Source organism: Thermoanaerobacter ethanolicus JW 200, from assembly GCF_003722315.1.
GTDB classification, from domain to species: domain Bacteria; phylum Bacillota; class Thermoanaerobacteria; order Thermoanaerobacterales; family Thermoanaerobacteraceae; genus Thermoanaerobacter; species Thermoanaerobacter ethanolicus.
Map to the genome: position 1 here is coordinate 43,005 of NZ_CP033580.1, position 20,637 is coordinate 63,641.

33 protein-coding genes and 3 tRNA genes are annotated in these 20,637 nt (G+C 34.2%); 8 read left to right on the forward strand and 28 right to left on the reverse strand.

Annotated features, from left to right (window positions below):
- Positions 1-45: 45 nt before the first annotated feature.
- The 11 genes from EB239_RS00260 to EB239_RS00310 all read right to left on the reverse strand — a co-directional run bounded on the left by EB239_RS00260 (position 46) and on the right by EB239_RS00310 (position 8,266).
- Positions 46-1,455 (reverse strand): phosphodiester glycosidase family protein, encoded by a 1,410-nt coding sequence (locus EB239_RS00260; protein ID WP_003870371.1) that lies wholly within the window; start codon positions 1,453-1,455, stop codon positions 46-48.
- A 76-nt stretch (positions 1,456-1,531) separates the two neighbouring features.
- The gene (cpaB, locus tag EB239_RS00265; RefSeq protein WP_003870370.1) at positions 1,532-2,170 is read right to left on the reverse strand and encodes a Flp pilus assembly protein CpaB; all 639 of its coding nucleotides are present in this window, start codon (positions 2,168-2,170) and stop codon (positions 1,532-1,534) included.
- A 3-nt stretch (positions 2,171-2,173) separates the two neighbouring features.
- Complete coding sequence (locus EB239_RS00270) at positions 2,174-2,731, reverse strand: hypothetical protein (RefSeq protein WP_003870369.1); 558 nt, start codon at positions 2,729-2,731, stop codon at positions 2,174-2,176.
- On the reverse strand, positions 2,670-3,143 hold the full coding sequence (locus EB239_RS00275; protein ID WP_003870368.1) for a hypothetical protein: 474 nt from the start codon (positions 3,141-3,143) through the stop codon (positions 2,670-2,672). The genes EB239_RS00270 and EB239_RS00275 overlap by 62 nt, the downstream gene beginning before the upstream one ends.
- Positions 3,133-3,330: a hypothetical protein gene (locus tag EB239_RS00280; RefSeq protein ID WP_003870367.1), complete on the reverse strand. Its 198-nt coding sequence runs from the start codon at positions 3,328-3,330 to the stop codon at positions 3,133-3,135. The genes EB239_RS00275 and EB239_RS00280 overlap by 11 nt, the downstream gene beginning before the upstream one ends.
- 13 nt (positions 3,331-3,343) lie before the next feature.
- On the reverse strand, positions 3,344-4,111 hold the full coding sequence (locus EB239_RS00285) for a type II secretion system F family protein (protein WP_003870366.1): 768 nt from the start codon (positions 4,109-4,111) through the stop codon (positions 3,344-3,346).
- Positions 4,112-4,174: 63 nt separating this feature from the next.
- A complete protein-coding gene (locus EB239_RS00290) occupies positions 4,175-5,068 on the reverse strand; it encodes a type II secretion system F family protein (protein WP_003870365.1) in 894 nt (297 codons plus the stop codon).
- The gene (locus tag EB239_RS00295) at positions 5,065-6,210 is read right to left on the reverse strand and encodes a CpaF family protein (protein WP_003870364.1); all 1,146 of its coding nucleotides are present in this window, start codon (positions 6,208-6,210) and stop codon (positions 5,065-5,067) included. The genes EB239_RS00290 and EB239_RS00295 overlap by 4 nt, the downstream gene beginning before the upstream one ends.
- Entirely contained in the window at positions 6,197-6,916 is a 720-nt protein-coding gene (locus EB239_RS00300; protein WP_003870363.1) for an AAA family ATPase, read from the reverse strand. The genes EB239_RS00295 and EB239_RS00300 overlap by 14 nt, the downstream gene beginning before the upstream one ends.
- A 40-nt stretch (positions 6,917-6,956) precedes the next feature.
- A complete protein-coding gene (locus tag EB239_RS00305; protein ID WP_003870362.1) occupies positions 6,957-7,865 on the reverse strand; it encodes a hypothetical protein in 909 nt (302 codons plus the stop codon).
- 5 nt (positions 7,866-7,870) lie between these two features.
- Positions 7,871-8,266, reverse strand: coding sequence for a helix-turn-helix domain-containing protein (locus tag EB239_RS00310; protein WP_003870361.1), 396 nt, complete (start codon positions 8,264-8,266; stop codon positions 7,871-7,873).
- Positions 8,267-8,429: 163 nt separating this feature from the next.
- On the opposite strand from EB239_RS00310, the gene EB239_RS00315 reads away from it, so the two are divergent.
- Positions 8,430-8,918, forward strand: coding sequence for a hypothetical protein (locus EB239_RS00315; RefSeq protein WP_003870360.1), 489 nt, complete (start codon positions 8,430-8,432; stop codon positions 8,916-8,918).
- A 203-nt stretch (positions 8,919-9,121) separates the two neighbouring features.
- On the opposite strand, the gene EB239_RS00320 is transcribed toward EB239_RS00315, so the two are convergent.
- On the reverse strand, positions 9,122-9,457 hold the full coding sequence (locus tag EB239_RS00320; protein ID WP_003870359.1) for a hypothetical protein: 336 nt from the start codon (positions 9,455-9,457) through the stop codon (positions 9,122-9,124).
- 214 nt (positions 9,458-9,671) lie between these two features.
- Positions 9,672-10,061 (reverse strand): hypothetical protein, encoded by a 390-nt coding sequence (locus tag EB239_RS00325; protein ID WP_003870358.1) that lies wholly within the window; start codon positions 10,059-10,061, stop codon positions 9,672-9,674.
- Between the two features lie 229 nt (positions 10,062-10,290).
- On the opposite strand from EB239_RS00325, the gene EB239_RS00330 reads away from it, so the two are divergent.
- Positions 10,291-10,866, forward strand: coding sequence for a hypothetical protein (locus tag EB239_RS00330; RefSeq protein ID WP_318261472.1), 576 nt, complete (start codon positions 10,291-10,293; stop codon positions 10,864-10,866).
- 2 nt (positions 10,867-10,868) lie between these two features.
- On the opposite strand, the gene EB239_RS00335 is transcribed toward EB239_RS00330, so the two are convergent.
- The 5 genes from EB239_RS00335 to EB239_RS00350 form a co-directional block, all read right to left on the reverse strand.
- Positions 10,869-11,189: a hypothetical protein gene (locus tag EB239_RS00335; RefSeq protein ID WP_318261416.1), complete on the reverse strand. Its 321-nt coding sequence runs from the start codon at positions 11,187-11,189 to the stop codon at positions 10,869-10,871.
- Positions 11,190-11,299: 110 nt separating this feature from the next.
- Positions 11,300-11,749 carry a terminase gpP N-terminus-related DNA-binding protein gene (locus tag EB239_RS00340; protein ID WP_003870355.1) on the reverse strand — a complete coding sequence of 150 codons (450 nt, stop codon included), beginning with the start codon at positions 11,747-11,749 and terminating at the stop codon, positions 11,300-11,302.
- A gap of 59 nt (positions 11,750-11,808) precedes the next feature.
- Positions 11,809-11,937 (reverse strand): hypothetical protein, encoded by a 129-nt coding sequence (locus EB239_RS14805; protein WP_003870354.1) that lies wholly within the window; start codon positions 11,935-11,937, stop codon positions 11,809-11,811.
- Positions 11,906-12,115: a hypothetical protein gene (locus EB239_RS00345; RefSeq protein ID WP_003870353.1), complete on the reverse strand. Its 210-nt coding sequence runs from the start codon at positions 12,113-12,115 to the stop codon at positions 11,906-11,908. Before EB239_RS00345 ends, EB239_RS14805 begins: the two co-directional genes overlap by 32 nt.
- Positions 12,116-12,146: 31 nt before the next feature.
- Positions 12,147-12,362 (reverse strand): helix-turn-helix transcriptional regulator, encoded by a 216-nt coding sequence (locus EB239_RS00350; protein WP_003870352.1) that lies wholly within the window; start codon positions 12,360-12,362, stop codon positions 12,147-12,149.
- Positions 12,363-12,528: 166 nt separating this feature from the next.
- Between EB239_RS00350 and EB239_RS00355 the strand changes: the two genes are divergently transcribed.
- From EB239_RS00355 to EB239_RS00365, 3 genes are read left to right on the forward strand one after another with little or no spacing between them, the layout of a single operon-like run.
- Positions 12,529-12,921 carry a helix-turn-helix domain-containing protein gene (locus EB239_RS00355; RefSeq protein WP_003870351.1) on the forward strand — a complete coding sequence of 131 codons (393 nt, stop codon included), beginning with the start codon at positions 12,529-12,531 and terminating at the stop codon, positions 12,919-12,921.
- 5 nt (positions 12,922-12,926) lie between these two features.
- Positions 12,927-13,283, forward strand: a complete 357-nt coding sequence (locus tag EB239_RS00360; protein WP_003870350.1) for a hypothetical protein — start codon at positions 12,927-12,929, stop codon at positions 13,281-13,283.
- Positions 13,284-13,305: 22 nt separating this feature from the next.
- A complete protein-coding gene (locus EB239_RS00365; RefSeq protein ID WP_003870349.1) occupies positions 13,306-14,028 on the forward strand; it encodes a DUF3800 domain-containing protein in 723 nt (240 codons plus the stop codon).
- A 282-nt stretch (positions 14,029-14,310) separates the two neighbouring features.
- On the opposite strand, the gene EB239_RS00370 is transcribed toward EB239_RS00365, so the two are convergent.
- The 5 genes from EB239_RS00370 to EB239_RS00385 form a co-directional block, all read right to left on the reverse strand.
- A complete protein-coding gene (locus EB239_RS00370; protein ID WP_003870348.1) occupies positions 14,311-14,859 on the reverse strand; it encodes a stalk domain-containing protein in 549 nt (182 codons plus the stop codon).
- Between the two features lie 21 nt (positions 14,860-14,880).
- Positions 14,881-15,330, reverse strand: a complete 450-nt coding sequence (locus EB239_RS00375; protein ID WP_003870347.1) for a helix-turn-helix domain-containing protein — start codon at positions 15,328-15,330, stop codon at positions 14,881-14,883.
- A gap of 59 nt (positions 15,331-15,389) precedes the next feature.
- Complete coding sequence (locus EB239_RS14810; RefSeq protein ID WP_003870346.1) at positions 15,390-15,518, reverse strand: hypothetical protein; 129 nt, start codon at positions 15,516-15,518, stop codon at positions 15,390-15,392.
- Complete coding sequence (locus EB239_RS00380; protein WP_003870345.1) at positions 15,518-15,847, reverse strand: helix-turn-helix domain-containing protein; 330 nt, start codon at positions 15,845-15,847, stop codon at positions 15,518-15,520. The genes EB239_RS14810 and EB239_RS00380 overlap by 1 nt, the downstream gene beginning before the upstream one ends.
- A 92-nt stretch (positions 15,848-15,939) precedes the next feature.
- Positions 15,940-16,143, reverse strand: coding sequence for a helix-turn-helix transcriptional regulator (locus EB239_RS00385; RefSeq protein ID WP_003870344.1), 204 nt, complete (start codon positions 16,141-16,143; stop codon positions 15,940-15,942).
- 153 nt (positions 16,144-16,296) lie between these two features.
- Here EB239_RS00385 and EB239_RS00390 point away from each other — a divergent pair, with 153 nt between their 5' ends.
- The 3 genes from EB239_RS00390 to EB239_RS00400 all read left to right on the forward strand — a co-directional run bounded on the left by EB239_RS00390 (position 16,297) and on the right by EB239_RS00400 (position 18,846).
- A complete protein-coding gene (locus EB239_RS00390) occupies positions 16,297-16,779 on the forward strand; it encodes a helix-turn-helix domain-containing protein (RefSeq protein WP_003870343.1) in 483 nt (160 codons plus the stop codon).
- 24 nt (positions 16,780-16,803) lie between these two features.
- Positions 16,804-17,232: an ImmA/IrrE family metallo-endopeptidase gene (locus tag EB239_RS00395; protein WP_003870342.1), complete on the forward strand. Its 429-nt coding sequence runs from the start codon at positions 16,804-16,806 to the stop codon at positions 17,230-17,232.
- 93 nt (positions 17,233-17,325) lie between these two features.
- Positions 17,326-18,846, forward strand: a complete 1,521-nt coding sequence (locus tag EB239_RS00400) for a recombinase family protein (protein ID WP_129545170.1) — start codon at positions 17,326-17,328, stop codon at positions 18,844-18,846.
- Here EB239_RS00400 and EB239_RS00405 read toward each other — a convergent pair.
- The 5 genes from EB239_RS00405 to EB239_RS00425 form a co-directional block, all read right to left on the reverse strand.
- Positions 18,803-18,879: transfer RNA gene (locus EB239_RS00405), tRNA-Met, on the reverse strand. The two genes, EB239_RS00400 and EB239_RS00405, sit on opposite strands and share 44 nt — an antisense overlap.
- A gap of 7 nt (positions 18,880-18,886) precedes the next feature.
- Positions 18,887-18,963: transfer RNA gene (locus EB239_RS00410), tRNA-Met, on the reverse strand.
- A gap of 4 nt (positions 18,964-18,967) precedes the next feature.
- Positions 18,968-19,057 (reverse strand) — tRNA-Leu (locus tag EB239_RS00415).
- 96 nt (positions 19,058-19,153) lie between these two features.
- Positions 19,154-20,059: a Ppx/GppA phosphatase family protein gene (locus EB239_RS00420; RefSeq protein ID WP_003871161.1), complete on the reverse strand. Its 906-nt coding sequence runs from the start codon at positions 20,057-20,059 to the stop codon at positions 19,154-19,156.
- Between the two features lie 62 nt (positions 20,060-20,121).
- Positions 20,122-20,553 (reverse strand): S1 domain-containing RNA-binding protein, encoded by a 432-nt coding sequence (locus tag EB239_RS00425; protein WP_003871162.1) that lies wholly within the window; start codon positions 20,551-20,553, stop codon positions 20,122-20,124.
- Positions 20,554-20,637: the final 84 nt, after the last annotated feature.

A 20,637-nucleotide genomic window follows, 5' to 3' on the forward strand; every position in this document is an offset into this window, starting at 1 on the left:
CCTCAATAAAATAAAGGCCTCATACATTTTGTGCAGGCCCAAACTTTATTTGTAGAATATCAGCGCATTACTTAAGTTTCTACCGGGTGCTGTAAGATACTTTCCTTTAAAGTACAATCCAGAAGAAGCTCCGCCGTCAAGATTCATAGCGTTGTAAGCACCTAATTGCTTCATAATCTGCGCTAACTGATACACAGTAGCATTCGGTACAGTCACAAGGAGAATGTCTCCCTGAGGAGTTACTCCTATTGCACTTCTAGCAAAGGATAGACTCAAAATCTTAGCTTCAGTAAAACCTTCACTAACAGGATCAACATTTATCTCACCATTCCTAACAAGAGTAGGACCTGCTCCTACTGCCTCAACCACATCCGACCAGTCCACTTTGTTTCCATCTGCATCTGTATAAACAATTCTGTACTCTACTGTTTTTCCAATTTCAAACACTCTTGCCAGATACTCTTCACTTCCAGTAAGATTTATGACATATCCATTAGCAGGAATATTAACATCTTGGTTTTCCTTAATGTATTTGACAACACCATTTTCCACTACAATATTTATTCCATAGCTAAATCCTAAACTTATTCCCCATTCAGGTGTAAATATGTACACACCATTTCCATTAGGTGTATGATTAAATCCATAAGCGTACCAGTTATTTGGCCATGAGTAAGACCCATTCGTACCGCCTTCTATTTTTATCCTTAATTTCTCCATCTTAACTCTTCCATCTGCAGTAAATCCAAACACAGTTCCTATGTTACCTATATGAACCACTTTTCCTGACTTGATAATTGTATCCCACGGATCAGGATGACCATTATAGGCGCTAAAAAATGTTCCATTAATTGCTGCAGAAGCATTATAGAGTTTAGCCATATCATATAGGCTCTGAGTAGTCCCTATTTGATTATTAGCCAGAACAACTAAAGGTTTATAAGGTGAATTGTAAGGAATCTTTACACCAGTTACGGAAATTCCGTTAATTTTTGTGCTGAAACTCTGTATTTCAGCATCGTAATCTACTGCCCTCACATATATAGCTGAATCATTGAAAGGAATTACAGCTGTTTGAGTGGCATCTTCCCACTTTACTTTATTTCCACCTATTAGCTCAGCTAAAAATCGAAGGGGTAAAAAAGTAGAGTCATTTTTAATTATTGCCGGTACAGGCATTTCTCTGCTTTTCCCGTTTACAACTGCTTTTGTACTGTTAATTTGAAGGACAATTTTTAGGTCATCCTTTGTAATTTCAACAGTTTGAGTATCACCAAACCATTTAACTTCAGCTCCCATGCTCTGAAATACGCCTCTTGCAGGCACCATCATGTAGGTGTTGTTCTGATAAGTGTACAAAAATCCCTTGTAATATGAATCAGCAAAGGAAGGGGAGGGGAAAGCAAAATAAAAGAGTAAAAAACCTAAAAAAGCCGCTGATAATGTTCTTTTCATCGTTTTATTACCTCGCTTCCTTTTCTTAGGCTTTTCTAATTATATTTTCGGTCAGCTGCTTCTTTTTGTAAAGTCCTTAATACCCTAGCAAAAACAAACTTCCTTTAGCTTCATATTCCTTTATAATAACTGCCTGCTCAGGCGTAACAATTAAAGTCACTGCTGCAGGAATTAAAGACTCCTTATCATACTGATTGTTTTTATCAGCCTTTCTAACATCTTCTCCTGACTTATTTACAACATCATATATTTGAACCTTCTCAGCTACTATCTTAGAAGCACCATCTTTAGCTTCATCCTTGGGCACCCATCCAATATCCACAAAATCACCCGGCTTAATTTTTCCTGCAAGAGATGATGTCAAATTTACGCCTATTGTTACTCTTCTCATATCCTCCTTCAAGACAGGTACTTCTTCATGTGAAACCATGCTTTTCAGCACATATGACCCTGCAGCAATATCTACTTTTGCATAGCCGGTAGCTTTCTCATTTGCCAAGTACATTTCTTTTACATATGCTGATTGGGGTATCTCTTTTATCCCGAGCTTTGTATCTATTTTTTCTCCTGATTTAATATCAGAAACCGCAGCAATTACCTGTATCTTTTTATCACTTTCTGCCATGCTTTTGAAGTATTGATACTGGAAAAATGACAAACCTCCTGCGAGAATTAAACTTAATGCTATAAGTATCGCTTTCTTCTTCACAAACATCTATCATTCCTCCTGTAAATTATAGAAATTATCAACATCACGGTGTATAACAATGTCAACATATTTTCCAAACAAACCTGTTAAAGCTGGTCTTTTAGCTTTAAAGCTTACAACAACATGAATAGACGTGTTTTTTATAAACGTTCCTCTAGTGCAGAATGTCGGGTAGCTGCCGGGGTTGTAAACTATAAACTCGTCAACATGCACCGGCCCTGCTGCAACACTTCCCGGCAGTGGATTCATATTTTCATCAAGCTTCATGTTCTTCTTAAGGTATTCATAAAAAGTATCTCTTGCAGCATTAGGATCAAGGACATATTCTCCATAGGCTATATCCACTGGATTTGTGCTTTTTAGTGCTGCTAGGGCTGCTGCAACAACAGCATCATCAGCACTGTTTTTAATGGTATACAAGAATCTGCTTTCTATCAAAAACATGCTGAATGTCATAAAAGGAATTAGAAAAAGCAGTGCAATAAATATAGAACTTATGCCCTTTTTATCTTTCATACTTCTTGCTGATAGACGAAATAGGCCCATAAACCATCTGAGTACTCTCATCAACTCTTTTTATACCTCCAAGCGTAATAGTGTACCTCCTCATTACAGTATCCATAGCTATCCTTATTTTCACTTCCTCCCCATAAGGAACAGGGTATGGTGTGTAATCAATATGCACCTTATTAAGGTCTATCCCTTTTGACTGGAGAAAAGCCTCAAGATTGTAAAGCCCATCAGAAGTCAGTCCTCCTTCAATCTCCATTCTCAAAACCGCCTGTCTTGCTGCTTGGCGCAGAGTATCGTACCTCACCAAATCTGTAAGCATATTAACTGTGTTGGCAATTGGGAGTATAAGAAAAGGGAGCACAAGAACAAAAGCAATTATTTCCGCAGTTCCTTTTCTCCAGAAATTTTTCATAAGTGGGGCAGGAAGGCTAAAAAGTCCTCCTGCCTTCACCTCCTTACTGGCCATTTAATACCTGCTCCATCTGAGAGTTGAGGTTTGAAATTCCTCTGCTTGTAGTCTGACCAGTACTTTTAATAGGATTTGCTACAACAAGAATTACAAATAAGATTATCAAAGCCACAGCAACAATTTCACTAAATCCCTTAGAGTTTCCTAAAGCCCTTTTGATTGACTCTTTAATCTTCCTAAACATTAAATCTACCTCCTCAAAAAATTAATCTTAATCCACCTTGAATGTTTGTGAAGTAGGAGTAAATATAAAGCGTCACAATAGAAGCCATTAAAAAGAAAACAGCTGCAAGGACTTTGTACTCCATAGATTTATCTTGTCTGGCTATTTTGGATGCTGCCGTGTTGAAAAGTGAAGTAGAAAGAGTAGATAAAATCTCTAAAGTTCTTCCTGTCCTTTCTCCCTGCAGTAATGCCATAGCTAGAACATTTGCTTCAGGAAGATTCACTTCATTTATAAACCTTTTTAAAGCCACCTCCTTCTCTTTTGTCATAATGTACTCTGCAGCAAGCTTTGTTAATGCATTTCTCACCTCCTTCGCTTGAGCTGACTGAGCTGTAATTAAAAATATGTCCTCAAGCGGCACATCGGCCGCTGCTCCCAGCTCGAATAAGTCCACTATTTCAGGCATTTCTCTTCTAAACTTCTCCTGTCTGTCTTTTTTTACAGAAGAAATGTATATGTCAAGGCCAAAAAATCCAAGAATAATTAGTAAAGCAGCCTGAATTCCGCTCATTCCTGTCAAATAAGCGTAAGCAATTGAAAATAAAAAAAGCCCTGCACGAGCAAGGATGTACGTCTCAGCAGTAAGGCCTAAGGGATTCCCTGCCGCTTTAAGCTTATCGTTTATCTTTTGCAATACATCTTTTTTTACTGTTTTACCCACAATTTTTGAAATCTCATCAGCAGGTTTTATGCGGTAAATTCTTTTTTTAAGCGAGTAAATCTCATACTCTTTTATCAAGCTGTATATTAAAAAAGTCAGTACTGGTATAAGAAAAGCACTGTAAATAATCTTAATCCCTCCTTACGAAGAAGAATTAATGTTTTTAATCATGTAAAGCCCGAATATAATTGACACAGCATTTGAAATGGCTATAGCCTGTCCTGTTATGGTGTTTTTCACAATATACACAATGTCCGGGTCAGTAGAAATATTCATCATCAGGAGAAGATTTATCACTATCATGATGAGTATAACCATGCTTCCCACAGATGCATTTGCTGCTTTAATAGACTCAAGAGAAAAAAGTTTTTCACCTTGCTCTCTTAGCTTCATGAGCGCTTTATTAAAATTTCCTCCATATTTTGCATTCATCTTAGCAAAATTTATAAACTTCCTGAACTCTCTATTTCCTGCTTCAACAGCCATATTTTCAAGACATTCATCAACACTCATTTGAGTCTTTTCATACAAAAACACGTTTCTCTTGATGATTGACCTCAAAGGTTCAGAAATATAAGGTGTTGTTGATTTTAAGGCATTGATAATATTTCCTTCAATGTTGTAAAAGCCCATAAATGTTGTCAAAAAAGACAAATACGCTTCTTTAATTTTCTTAGCATTCACAGTCGACATGAGCATCATAGCAGCATAAGGGACATACACAATCGAAGAAGCATAAAACAAAGCTGCAAAACCTAATTTTCGAAAAAGATAAATACCTACTGCAAAGAGCAGTAGACTAACAATCATCATATTTTTCGAATCAAGAAAAGGTAATTTACTTTTAACACCCGATCTTGCTAAAAGCACATCTATGCTTTTTAAAAGTTTAGACCCTTTTTCTGATAACACTCCTGTCTTTTTAAACTGCCATTTGGATAAGCGCTTTTTAAACTTTAGACGCTCAATACCCAATGCAGCAGCATATATAACTAAAGCCAGAAGAGCAGACTCTACAAAAACCAAATAAATCAATTAACACCTCCTCCCCTCAAATCCAGTATTTCTTTTACTTTGTAGTCTTCCATAAAAACAATCAAATCCAATGAGGCAAAGAGCATTTCCCTTAAATCATCCACTGGCACATCAGTACCTGAGCGCTTCATGAGAAGAATCAACCTGTTTACGACTTCTCCTGCAGAATTTGCATGGACTGTTGCCATACTCCCACGGTGGCCCGTATACACGGCATTGAAAAAGTCCATGGCTTCCCTGTCTTTTATTTCACCTATAAAAATCCTGTCCATACTCATAAGAAGACCTATCTTTGTGAGCTCAAACAGAGTATAATCTTTTACTTCAGGATTGTCAGAAATCCTTACAAGCTTGCAGACAATATCAGGGTGTCTTGGCTTAATTTCAAACGTCTCCTGAATCAAAAGTCCTCTTTCTTCATGCGGGACTATGTCAATTAAAGCACCTAAAAGAGTCGTTTTTCCACTTCCACCCTTACCTGCTATGACAATAGTTTTCCTGTCCAGTACAGCCTTTTTAAAAAATTCTTTCTGCTCATCAGAAAGCATCCCTTTTACAACAAGCTCCTCCAGTGTAAAGCTTGTGGTGGGCTTTCTGATTGAAATAGAAGGGGAGAGGACATTAATTGGCTTTAGTGATATGACAATTCTTAGGTTCCTTTTTCTGTCAGTGAGCACGGCTTCAGCATTAGAGTTCTCATCCAGTTTTCCTCCGCACATTGCAGCTATTCTGTAGCAGTACCTTGTCAGCCTTTCTTCACTGCCAAAATCCACTGGCACACGAAATTTTTTGCCAAACTTTTTGATATAGACAACGTTGAAGGAATTTACGAGTACATCCGATACTTCCGGGTCTTCAATGTACGGTTGTAATGGCCCATAACCAAAAAGCACATCAAACACTCTTTGTGTAAATTCCTCAACACTGCCTTTGTACAGCTTTTTATCAATCACCAGCTCTCTTATTTTGTTTTCTAGTAGTATCCGTGGCTGTATCCCACTTTCCACTCCTGCAACAAGATCTGGATGCTCCTCGACAATTTTAGCAACAATCTCATCAACAGCTGTATTTACACTAAAGTCTATCTCTTTTCTGTTCTGATAACTAATTTCTTCTGGCACAAAAGGATTAATTAACGCCAAAGCTTTTCGCCTCCTCAGCTTTTTTGATGTCAATTACTTTCTCTAAATCTTTTTTAAGCAAAGACTCTGCTATTCTGCTTATATCCCTAAGTATATTTTTCTGGCCGTACCTCACACTGAAGGTTTCAATTTCAAGGATTTGAGAAGCAGTAAAAGTGTCTACTTCTTCTCTGCTGACAGCGTTTAATACTGCCTTAAATTTTTCTTTTTCAACACCCCATCTATTTGAGACAAAATCAATCATTTGTGCTGTATCCTCAATGTTCCAAACAGTAGGCGCTGTAACGGCAAAAATAACATCGCTGTTTTTTAGCGCAGTATAGGTAGAAGAGAAAAATATCCCTGCACTTGTATCAATAACAACATACTCAAATTCATTTTTCAGTACTTCAAGCACGGCAGAGAAGTGCTTTTCCTCAAACTTTGTAAAATCATTTATCCCAAAGCCTGTTAAAATCCATATACCCTGTTTTTTCTGTAAATGCTCATTAACTGCGTCTGCTGTATTATTCCCATTTTCCACAGTTTCGTATATATTCGATTTATCGCTAAGTTCAATCCCAAAATGCCTGTGAATGTGCGGTGTGACTTCCTTAAAATCAGCTAAAACAATTTCTTTCTTGTACTTTTTTAGACTTAAAGCAAAAGCAGAGGCTAGTGTTGTTTTTCCTGTACCTCCTCCTGCACTCCAGAAAGATATTACCAATCTTACCACCTCCAAATTTGTGCTTCTGTATTACCTCATTTTACGACGAATCATCAAATTTTGAGAAAAACTCTTTTCTGCTGTGTTCAAGAAGCTTTCTTTCCAACTCTTCTACGTCGTAAGTTCTTTGAGTGTAGCTATTGAAATAATTTTTAGGGACATGGAATTCCTTTTGACTCTTACGTTCAAACGGCTGTGTATCCCAGTTTTCTTTGAGTGCAGAGATGAGAAAGCCCTCTGGATTATCAATTTTCCCTCGTAGCATTGCTTTCTCTAAATAGGCTACAGCGTTCATTATCTTTTCTGCAGGATATACCTTTAGAAGAGCAGCAAAAAAGGAGAGTTTATCTCTCCCTGCAACTTTTTTGTATAGTTCATTTATTTCAACAACAACCCCAGCCGAAGGCTGGGAATTTGTTCCGCTTTGCGGGTTGTTGTTGTTTATATTTGTTTGTTTTATATTTGTATGTTTATATTTGTTATTATAAGTACATTGGGGCAAACTGCACTCATGCATTGGGTCATTTTGCACCATTCCATTGGTGCAATTTGCACCAATGCATTGGGCAGTACTTCTTTTTTCATACTCATCGTATAGCAAATTTAGTTTTTCATAGTCTATTGTGTACCATTTTGTTTGGTCTAACTTATCATCGTTAAATTTTGCAGAAATTAACAGTCCCATTTTTTCAAGTTTTTGAAAAGTCCTTTTAACAGTATCATAGCTCCAAAAATCAAAATACTGTTCATGCCACTCTTTTATACTGTTATAAGTCCAGTACCTGCCATCAATAAAGTTTATTTGGTTTCTTGAATTATATACAAGCCAGTAATGCACTTGCTGAAGGACAATTGCTTCATTAAGACCAATAACTTTGGCTAATGTTTTATCAACTACTATCGGGTTTTCCTCGAAAAGAAGTTTACTCCTTACGGTGGAATCTGTCATTTTTCTCACTCTCCAATAATGTTATTAATATTCCTATCCTCTTTTATTTTAAGAAGTGATATAATTTTTTCGAAAAGGCCTGTGAAGTCGTAGTAGTTTGCTATTTGTCCGCCACGTTCATTAGTACGGCTGATGACACGAAGATAGCCTTTTTCAATGAGAGAGTTTTTGTAATTGTGCAGAGTGCGCTCGGAAACTCCGGTGTACTCTGCCATTTTTCTAAGTGAGGGCCTTGGCAGTTCTGTTGTCCACTTAAAACGCAGTATCTGAGCTACAAACCAGCATTCTCCGACAGACAGCCCCAGTTCTTTTTGAAAAGAAAAAACAGCATCCGGGATGCTGGCAATTCCGCTTCTTACAATAACTTCACCAAATCTGGCAGTAAAATTTGATGAAAGCATAACATTAACCTCCTTATGACTGAAAAATTCCTGCTAGGTTCCCGAAGGAGTCCTGTCAGGAATTTTTCAGGGTAGTGTTTTATTAAATGAAATACATGTTTCTCAATTTTTTAGTATATTTCTCGATAATATAGTTGTAAAACTAAATAGGAGTGTAAAAAACATGAAATTTGATCTTAGCATAATATTAGGTATTATTAGTATTCTTTTAACTATTCTTTTTGGGATAATTCCTTTATTCCAAAAACAACCATGGTTTATAAACATTATTTCAGACGATGCTTATGTTTATCAGACACGTATCAATATATATTCCCTACAAAACACATACAATAAAGAAAGTAGTCACGATTCAGATTATCTTTACATAATAGTTGCCATTATTGTTTCTTTTATTATTGTAGTTATATATTTTAGATTTAAAGACATTGTTGCAGTCGTGCTTTCAATATTTAATTTTGTAGGGCTTCTTATTAGTTTTTATATTTTGTTTAAAAAAACACCTCAAAATTATATACGTTTAAGGTTAATAAATATATTAGGATGGTTACCTCTTATTTTTTATCCCATATTTTTAAATTATCCATTATTCCAGCCAACAGATTTTTTACAAATTCAAAGCAACATTAAATTTACACGGAACAGAACTTAGTTTGTATATATGGAAAATCTTTACGAAACGTGCTGACATATTTGGGTTAATAATCTTACAATTTATAGGACTTATATTTTACCCGATTTTCTATTATGTAAACTTTAAATATTTAAAACTAGAAAAATTAGTAAGAGAATATAAAAAATATATTTTCTACTTAATCTTATACTTTGCTTCAGTAAATATCTTGTTTAGCGGGCTTATATTGAGATTTTGGTATTAATAAAAATTACTCCCTTTATATACAAAGCACCAATAAAACACCACACAAGCCACAAAAAGACAACTAAATATGCTAAAACACCTGCAGCTATAATTATGGTGTATAGCAAAAATTTTATATTATTTCTTTTCTGAATTCTTTTTACCTTATTTACCATAATCTTTAAATCATGAAATATTGAAAGTACTGTAACAAAATTAAGTAAACTAACAAAAATAAAATTTACATACACATTCTTTAGTGTAGCTAACGGGAAAACGATAATTAGGGTCGGCAAGATAATAAAAAATATTTTCTGCATTCCCTTTATCACAATGAATACCTCCTATATTTCATTTTGCTCGCATTCATTACCTAATTACCTGCTTCCATACTTTTTTGAGTTGAGTAAAATAACAAAGGTTATTACTAGTCCCAAAACTATCCCAAAGAAAATACCGGCTGCTAAGCCGGCAGTGTAAAGCATATTCAAGTTTTCCATCTCCTTTCATAAAAAATCCTCAATAAAATAGAAAAAACCGGGCTTATCAAACACCCAGTTTTTTGCTCAGCTCTTTTATGCGGTTGTCGTGATATAATGTTTTAACTGTTAAGTTGTTTACGTCCAGCTGAAGCATGTCAATTTTTTCGTCTATCTCATCAATTTTTTCGTGCAGAAGCTGTCTGTCATCGAATAAAGCTCTTATTTTATCAGTAATTTCAGTATCTATTTTTATTCCTAATTTTTTCACTTCTTCTTCTACATGTTTTATCTTTTCTTCTATTCCCGTTATTTTACCTTCTACTCCTGATATCCTTTTTTCTACTCCTGCTATTCTTTCTTCCACAGCATCAAATCTTTTGGCAAATTCATCAAATTTACTGCTAAACTCAGTATAAACTTTTTCTAATAAATGAAGAATTTTATCCTCATTCATAAGAAAGCCTCCATTTGCTTTAGTTATAAATCTTGATAACATTTTTTTGCACGCATCTTATTCTTTTTACGTCCTTATTTTCATTCTATGATATTTCTAAGGTTAATTCAAGGTTTAATCTAATCCTTTCTACATGACAAATTCCTATCATTCTAAGTTTTTCAATTATATACCGAAATTATATATGTAATGAAAGTTACACAAGATGGAGGTGTTTAAATTGTCACATATGGAATTACACAAAAACTTGGAGTTTTTTGATAAAAACATCTGGTCATGGTTTATACATTCGATATTCAATTACAACAAATACATTAACAAAAACAAGGAAAAGATAAGAGAAAAAATTCGCACTTATAGATTTCAGAAAAAAATATTGAAAGATATCACCATAGAAAGTAAAGTAAAAAAAGAAGTGGTAGAAAACAGTATGAAAATTTTAACATCAGTTAGCACTGCTTTCTATGTATTACTACTTCAGTCAGTTTTAACAATATATATTCTTTACATAAACAATATCAATAATTATGCAGTGACTCTTATTTCTAGCATTTTAAACACTTTCCCTAAATTACAACAGAACATAGATTATAAAAAATATAGTGGATTTCTTGACGTAGTTATTAAAGATGGCTTTAGAACATTCAATGATGCCACATATAAAGTAGTTATGATTTTAATGATATGCTTTCTTGGATTGATACTTATGTCGCTCTTTTTTATATACATTGACGCCAAGCGAAAAAGTTATTTAATTGAAATGTATAGTTACCAAATAGAACATTCAAAGAAATATTTAAGGTAAAGTTATTGTTTATTCTCGTAACTACTTACTCCAAATTTAATAACTTTTACATTTACATTATAAAGCAATGAAAATGCTCCATAATCAATTTCTATAAATACTTCTTCACCTTTTGTTTTTCTTTCAAATGTTCCTGTGATAAAATGGTAAGATGTAATGCCTTTGTAACTCACTGCCTGATCTATTTCATGTTCTATTTTTTTATATATTGTGTAACTTAAATAGCCGTCTCTTTCAACATCTTTGATATATTTTTCTGCAATACTTTCTATTTTGCTTCTTATAATATGTTCTTTATGTAAACTGTTTATGTTGTAAACCATGGGGAAAATTATAACGAAAATAAAAATTATTAAGCTTATAATAACTATTAACCTCATTTTTAGCTTCTTCCTTCCAAATAAAAATAAATTGGTTTAAGCTAAAATTTTTATTATTGATCAGATACTCTAAACTGCTTTAACACATTTTTATGCACATAAATTGACCTAGGCAGGTCTGCAGGTCTTTTCCCAGCACTTTCGTTGAAGACAAGCCTTTGTTTTTCTTTGTTGTAGTCATAATGAAGAATACATAATTTTATAAGAACATCATTATTGAGTCTGCCTTTTCTTGAGAGTGACCGTACAGCGTCCATATGGTCTTTTTGTAATACTTCGTAATCTTCTTCATCTTGCAGTCTCTTTTGTCTTTTGTACTCATTTCTCCACTCCTTTGCTCTTTTTTCGCTTTCTTTTTTGCGACGTTCTTTTTCCTGATAATATTCTGGGAATTGTTTTAGCATTTTAGTAACGGCAGGCTGTGAAACGCCTAGTTCTTTAGCTATTTCTACTAACTTAAATCCTTCAAGATATAACTCAAGGGCTTTGCTTTTTTTGTCCATAATCTCACTCCTCAGGTTATATTTTTTGTTCCGTATTTTGGGCATACTTCGGCTATATACTATGTTTTTATCATCAATTTCCAGCCTTCATCGGCTTTTTCTATTTTGATTTGTGTTATTTTCATGAGAGCTTCTGCTACTTTGAGGAGGAGGTCTTTATTTTTTATTGGTTTGAATTCCAACCACATTTCTTTTTTCCTCCTCGAGAAATTTTTTTATTTTTGGATAGAGAAGTTGGACGAGTGGTCTATAGAATTCTTCTTCATCTACTTCTTCATAGCCGATTATTTCTTCCTTATCTGGTGTGAACTCTCCTGCTATGAGTTTTTCTCTTGATATGGTGGTTTTCACAATTGCCACTTTCATAGAATCACTTCCTTTGCTGTTTTTATAATTGCTATTTTATGTTACCTTTTGGGACATTAATATTTAAAAAAATATCATCATTATTTACCCTAAGAACTCTTTTAATTTTAGTAGCTACATCAAAAGACGGATTTTTAATACCTAATTCAATATTAGTATAGCTGGTCCTTGCTATTCCAACCTTTTTAGCTATTTCTGCCTGTGTGAGGCCAGCTTCTTTTCTTGCTTTTTTTAGGTAGTATCTCATTTTTATCCTCCCGCTTTATGTTCCGTTTAGCAACTTCACCTAATCTTATTATAGTTCCATTTAGAAACATTGTCAAGGGATTTTTAAAAAAATTTTTCTTTTTGGGACACATTGTTTATTTTAGGGACATTTTTAGCTACAATAACATAAAAGGAGGTTTCGAAAAATGACATTTTCAGATAGATTGAAAGAGCTACGTAAAGAAAAAAATTTAACCCAAGGAGACCTTGCAAAAATATTAGGAATAAGTCGTTCCACTATAGCGGGATACGAAACGGAAAGGAAAGAACCCGATTACGAAACCTTAAAGAAAATAGCTGATTTTTTTAACGTTTCCATTGATTATCTTCTTGGTAGAACAGATATTCGCTCTCCAGTTGACGAGATTACTGAGGCTGTCTCTGATGATCCAGAGCTGTTTGAGTTTTGGAATACATTGAAAGAAAGGGAGGATTTAAAGCTTTTATTCAAACAAACAAAAAAACTATCTCCTAAGGACATCAAACAAATAATCAGAATAATAAAAGCTATAGAAGATGAAGAAGAGAAGGAGGAATGATTTAATTGAGCAGTATCAATTTACTTAACACTTCTCTCATGAAAGCTTTATTGGATGAAACAATCTCATTTCACGATGTTATGAACGCATTTGGTATAAGAACCCACATAATGTTTAATCTACCTTCAACAGTGCTGGGGTTTACATATATAAGTAGGAGAGGAAACTATCATTTATTACTAAACGGAAATGTAAATTACAGGACACAAGTTAAGACATTTATTCATGAAATACAGCATATATTGAACGATATGCCACAACGTAGCTATATTATAGGACTTAACATGAAGCATTTAGAGTTAGAAAATGAAGCAGATGAAATATCAGAGGAAATACTAAAACATCTTACAAAAGCTGAATAAGATTTGGGAGGGGATTTTATTTATGTACATATATTACTTAGATGAATCAGGTGATGAGAAAAGTAATGTCTACATTTTTTCTGCATTAGGGATACCGGCAGAAAACTGGAACAATGTGTTTAAAGTTATAAAGAGATTTAGGATATATCTAAAAAATAGATATGGCATAAGAATAGCTAAAGAACTACATGCTACCGAATTCATTGCTGGACGTGGTAAACTAGGAAGTAAAATTGTTACGAAAAGACAACGGGCTTTTATATTTAGACGTTATATTAAACTATTGGCGGCATTAAGCAAATACAATGTTGAATGCATCAACGTAAGTGTTAGAAGCTACGAAGAAGCTTTAGACAGAATAATAAATAGAATAAATCGATCTCTTGAAGCAAAGAACGACTATGGAATACTTGTGTTTGATAGGGGAGATGAAACAAGAATAAAAAAAGTACTACGGAAAATGAGAGTTTTTAATCCAATACCAAGTAAGTATGGTGAATGGGAACCAAACGTAAGAACCAAGAACATAACTATTGACAGAATCATTGCTGATCCCTTCTTTAGAGACTCGCAGGATGACTATCTTATTCAGACAGTTGATTTTATAGCATATGCATTACTAAGATATGATTATCCAACAGGAAAAATAAAAAAATATGGGTTAGAAAATTTGTTCACAGCATTAAAACCAATACTAAACTTACACGCCCATCCTGCAGACCCGTACGGAGTTGTGAGAAAATAAGACAAAAATAAAAGCAAGACCGATTTCCCGGCGACTAATACCGGATCGACCCTGCACTTATAGTATATCATGATGAAAAAAGATTGTCAATGTCAAAATATGTCAAATAAAGACATTACTAATTAATTGTTAAAAGTTATGAAAAAAATAGGGGTTTCGCCTTTAGTTTTTCTTCTAATTGTATTTGCAATCTTATACTTGTACTTTACATTAGATATTACTAAAACATCAAAATTATATTTCCTTGAATTATACAACTATCAGATTAGTTATGCTAATCGATTAATCGAAAGGTATCGGAAATAGTTTATATCTGATAGTTATCATATCCCCATCTTTTTTAACTTCCATTTTAAAAATTTTTTCTACGTAATCTGCAGACAAAAACGTTTCGTTATTTTTTACTGATAGAGAATTCCCTAGGCTTATTTTTTCTCTACCAATGGTCACTGTTTTTTCTTTTAAATCAAAATAAATGTCGTTACTTTTTTCGTTCTTTATTATTATTCTATTTCCTTCTTTCACAACATTTTCTTCTTCTGTTCCGCTTGCCAATACTATAGCTTCAAGTGGCAAATAAATTTTTGAGTCATAAATAAAAGGTGCTTCTTTGAGGTATATCCTTTTTGTAGATTGGCCCAAAATAAAATTCTCATTGCTTATAGGCCTTATTCCTATATCTGCAGCGTTAGAGTTTAGATGAAAGAAACTTGGTGTAGGAGTAGTAAAAAAATATAATGCCCATATGACGAACAATAAAAAAGTAAGTGGAGCAATTATCGTAGCAATAGGGTCTGTAATATTATAAAACAATTCTCTTCTTTTTTTCATACGTTCACCTCTTTTAATTTTCTAATGCGTTGGTACTCTAAACTGTTTCAACACATTTTTATGCACATAAATCGACCTAGGCAGGTCCGCTGGTCTTTTTCCAGCACTTCCGTTGAAGACAAGCCTTTCTTTTTCTTTGTTATAATCATAGTGAAGAATGCATAATTTTATAAGAGTATCATTACTGAGTTTGCCTTTTCTTGAAAGTGACCGTACAGCATCCATATGATCTTTTTGTAATGCTTCATAATCTTCTTTATCTTGTTCTCTTTTCTGCTTCTTATATTCGTTTCTCCACTGCTTGGCTTTTTCTTGGTTTTCCTTTTTACGGCGTTCTTTCTCATGATGATATTCTGGAAATTGCTTTAGCATTTTAGTAACAGCTGGCTGTGATACACCAAGCTGCTGCGCTATTTCCACTAACTTAAATCCTTCAAGATATAGTTCGAGGGCTTTATTTTTTTTATCCATCATTCCACCTCTCAGGTTATATTTTTTGTTCCGTATTTTGGGCATACTGCGGCTATATACTATGTCTTTATCATCAATTTCCAGCCTTCTCCGGCTTTTTCTATTCTAATTTGTGCTACCTTCATAAGTCTTTCTGCTACTTTGAGGAGAAGCTCTTTATTTTTCATTGGTTTAAACTCAAGCCACATTATCTTCTGCCTCCCATGGCAATTACTTTACTGTTGCCTTTTTCTTCTTCAAACTTCTTCTGCATCCACTCTTCTAAGCCTCTCCTAGGGATGATTATTTTTTTGCCATGTATTTTCATAGCAGGAAAATCCTTATGTTTTGCAAGCTCATACATATAGCTTTTACTTACACCTAGCACTTTTGCTGCTTCATCTATTGTATAAGCGTCAAGTAAGGATAAAGGCTTTTGTTCTTCTTTATTCTTTTCTGCAGTGTTGAGAAGCTGGATGATTTGAGTTATAACGTCCGTAATGTCAACTTCAAATTTTATTGTTATTCTGTTATCCATGATTTTTTACCTCCTTATGTAAAATTGGAAGAAATAAGGGTATAATAGAGACAGAACAGTGGTTATACTTAAAAACTTATTCTGAATTATCGTTAAGAACTTTTAGTTCGATTATTTGCTAAAAAAATTTCATCTATAGTAGTATTGAAGAAATTTGCAATCTTGATTGCAGTTTCCATACCGGGAATTCTACCACGTTCAATTTGAGAAACATAATCCGGAGTTATTCCAAGATTCTTTGCTAATTCTTTTTGTGTAAGTTTATATTTCATTCTTAGCTCTTTTAGTTTATTCATTAGTGACCCTCCTGTATGAACTTGCTGTTCTTAATCTATTTATATTATACTGAACATTTAGTTCTATGTCAAGAACTTTTTGTTCATTTAAATATAAAAAATCGAACATTATGTTATAATTAATTTAAAACTAAAGCGAGTGGTGAAAGGAATATGTTAGGCAAAAGAATAAAGGAACTAAGAAAGAAAAAAGGACTAACGCAAAAAGATTTAGCCTTATATTTAGGTGTTTCAGATAGAGCAGTAGGATATTATGAAAATGAACAACGAACACCTCCTCCTGATATACTACAAAAAATAGCAGATTTTTTTAACGTTTCTGTTGACTATTTATTAGGGCGTACTGATAATCCATCTGAAATAAAAAATTTCTCAAAAGAGATATCAAAAAACCCTATTATTAACCAACCCCAAGAATGGCAGCCAAAGCTTACAGAGAAAGACAAAAAAGACATTGCTAAAACTCTAAAAGAATGGATGAAAGACCTCACAAGCGCAGAAGGACTGGCTTTCTTTAATGGTGAGCCGATTGATGAGGAAACTAAGGAATACTTGAAAGATTCTTTTGAGATGATTTTAAAACACGCTAGGTTGATGAATAAGAAAAAATATACTCCTAAAAAATACAGAAAGTAATCCCTGAAATGAAGGTGATATAGATTGGTTAAATATTCTCAGGAAGAAATAAAGCAGCTGGCAGAAAAACTCATTAAAAAAACTGATTCTGCCAGCCCCTTTGAAATAGCTAAATATTTAAATATTAACATTGTAGAATGTGAATTGGGTAATATTCTTGGTTACTATAAATATCATAAACGTAACAAGTACATAATAATTAATCAAAATCTTGATGAGGCTATGAAGCTGATTGTATGCTCGCATGAGCTCGGGCATGCAGTTTTACATACTCGTGTTAATACTCCATACCTAACTAAATTCACACTGTTTTCAGAGAGTCGAATTGAAAGAGACGCTAATGTATTTGCTATGTATGTTTTACAGCAACTAGGTAAATGGAATTACTATGTATTTGTTAATATTTTGAAATTGCCCGAAGTATTAATAAAAAATTCTAGTTGTGTAATCTAAACAAAAAGCTGGTTAAAAAGAAAACTGGCTTTATTGTTGAAGAAAATTAGAATACTTCACAAAAGCTAAATAAGGTTGAGGAGGGAATTTCTCATGGTTGACACAGAGTTAAGAGCTGCTGCATACGCAAGATACTCTAGCGATAATCAGCGAGAAGAGAGCATTGAGGCCCAATTAAGAGCCATAAAAGAGTACTGCGAAAAGAATAATATACAGCTTGTAAAGATATATACTGATGAAGCGAAAAGTGCTACAACCGATGACAGACCAGCATTTCTGCAGATGATAAAGGACAGCTCATTGGGTCTTTTTAATGCCGTTATTGTTCATAAATTGGACAGGTTCGCTCGCAACAGATATGACAGCGCCTTTTACAGAAGACAGTTGAAAAAGAATGGTGTAAAATTAATATCGGTATTAGAACAGCTTGACGATAGTCCTGAGTCTATAATTCTTGAGTCGGTACTTGAAGGGATGGCTGAGTACTACTCCAAAAACCTCGCAAGGGAGGTTATGAAAGGATTGAAAGAAAATGCTTTTCAGGCCAAATTTAATGGAGGTATACCACCTTTGGGATATGATATTGTGGATGGAAAATATGTGATAAACGAAAAAGAAGCTGAAGCAGTGAGACTGATTTTTGAGTTATATGCACATGGGTATGGATATAGGCAGATAATTGATGAATTAAACTTAAGAGGTTACAGAACTAAGAAGGGGAATCCGTTCAGCAAAAACAGCATTCATGAAATTTTAAAAAATGAAAAATATACAGGTAAATATATATTCAACAAAGGCACAAAGAAAAATCATAGAATAGTAAAAGAAGACGTAATCGTTATAGAGAATGCTATACCTGCAATCATTGATGAAGACTTATTTAAAAAAGTGCAGGAGAAAATGGAAGAAAGAAAAGTAACAAGAGGGGCTAATTCTGCAAAAAGGGTTTATCTTTTGTCAGGTCTTGTTTACTGCGGAATATGCGGTTCTAAAATGGTAGGGTGTTTAAGCAGAGGAAAATATGTAACTTATAGATGCAGCAGAAAGGACAGAACAAAGCAGTGCACAAATAGAGATATAAATAAAGAAAAAGTAGAAGCTTTTGTCATAGATGAGCTGAACAAGAGAGTGCTTGACCCAAAAGTAGCGCCGGTATTGGCTAGACTTTTAAACGAGGAGAATCAGAAGCTAAATAAAGAGAGAGCAGAAGAAATTACTTTTTTAAAAAAGCGCTACAAGGAGGTTGAAGAGCAGATGAAAAACATAGTAGAAGCTATTGCTCAGGGGATGTTCCAGCCAATAATGAAAGAAAAAATGAACGAATTAGAAGCAATGAGAAATGAGCTTGCTTACAGAATTAAAGAGCTGGAAAATAAAAAAGAGACAGACTTTATTACACCAGAAATGATTTTGAAAATCTTTGAAAAAGATAGGGAAATAATTAATTCATCGAAGGACCCTCATGAAATTAAAGAAGTGCTTAAAAACTACATAAAAAAAATAATCGTCACCCCAGATGAAATAAAGTGTGAATTTTACTTCTGGATAGGTGACGATTTCCGTTCTTTGCTGGTAGCGGCGAGTGGATTTGAACCACCGACACTGCGGGTATGAACCGCATGCTCTGGCCAACTGAGCTACGCCGCCATATTTTTGGTTGCGGGGGTAGGATTTGAACCTACGACCTCCGGGTTATGAGCCCGACGAGCTACCGGACTGCTCCACCCCGCGCCATTGGTGCCGGAGACCGGACTCGAACCGGTACGGGCTTTTAGGGCCCGCAGGATTTTAAGTCCTGTGCGTCTGCCAGTTCCGCCACTCCGGCTTCATCTCCTTGAGACAGTATTTATTATATTATATCTATATCTTTAAGTCAATAGTTTTTTATCCACTTTTGCAACTTCAAATGAAAATTCCATTTCTATAGCTTAAATTCCCCAAATTTATAGAGGACTGCTCCTTCTAAATTATCCCACTCACTAACCGTTATTTCTTTGAAACTCAGCATTTCTAATATAGTCAGTAATATAGCAGTTCCCGCAATTATTATATCAGCCCTTTGGGGCTGCAATCCAAAAATTTTTTTTCGTTCTTCCAATGTAACAGACATAAATTTATCTAAAATCCTTTTAATTTCTTCCTTTTTTAACTGATAGCCATGGACTTTTTCTTGAGAATAAATTTCTAATTGCTGAGAAACTGCGGCAAGAGTTGTTATCGTTCCTCCTATGCCGATAACATTTTCAACCTCTTTGTACTTATCAATGGAATTTACCACTGCATCTATTATGTGTAACCTAATTTCATCATATTCCTCAGTTGTAGGAGGATCATTTTTAATAAATTTTTCAGTAAGCCTCACAGCCCCTATATCAAAACTTTTTTTTACAAATTCTCTACCTTTGTACGCTAATTCAGTACTTCCTCCTCCTATATCTAACACCAGAGCATCTTCCTTATTAACTCCCATCACCGCTCCGATGTATCCAAACAAGCTCTCTGTTTCTCCATCTATAATTTCTACCTCTAGCCCAAGTTTTCCAATTTGCTCAAAAAAAGCATCTTTATTTTTAGCATCCCTCATCGCAGATGTTGCAAAAGCATATATAACTTCTGCGCCTTTTTCTTGGGCCAATTTCACAAAGCGTTCAATCACTTCAATGCTTCTCTGTATCGCATTATTATTTAACTTCCCCGTTTTAGAAATTCCTTCCCCTAATCGAGTTATTTCAACGTCTTTTTGTATCTTGTTTATATTTTCATTATCTATGTCACATATAAGTTGGCGTATTGAATTTGTCCCTATATCAATCGCACAAATTCTCATAATAACCCCCAACTATCACAGGTAAAAACCCTTTATGAAAAATCTTCGGGCATAACCCGAAGTTAATATCCATTGCTTCTTCTGTAGCCTGTGTTTCTTCTCTTGGAATCAAAATTCTTTCGCAGCTGTTGCTGTCTTTCGTCTGAATCCTTTAAAAACTTAAGCAATCTCTCTTCAAAAGAACTATTAGTATTATAATTCCTATTGCTCTGCCATACAAAATCCTTTGGATCTCTTTCTTTATTATTATTATTTTTTTTAGGCAAAGCCTTTTTGATTGACAAACTTATTCTTCCATTAGCATCCATGGACAATATTTTTACTTTTACTTTATCATGCTCCTTCAAATGCTCCCTAATGTCTTTTACATAGGTATTAGCAACTTCCGAAATATGCACCAACCCAGTTTTTCCCTCTGGTAGCTGAATAAATGCTCCAAAGTCTGTGATGTTTAACACAGTGCCCTCAACAACATCTCCAACCTCAAATGGCATATAAATAAAGATCCTCCCTCTAAAAATTTTATTAATGAGTTCATTATATATTAAAATACAAAATATTTCAAGATAAATTTTTCG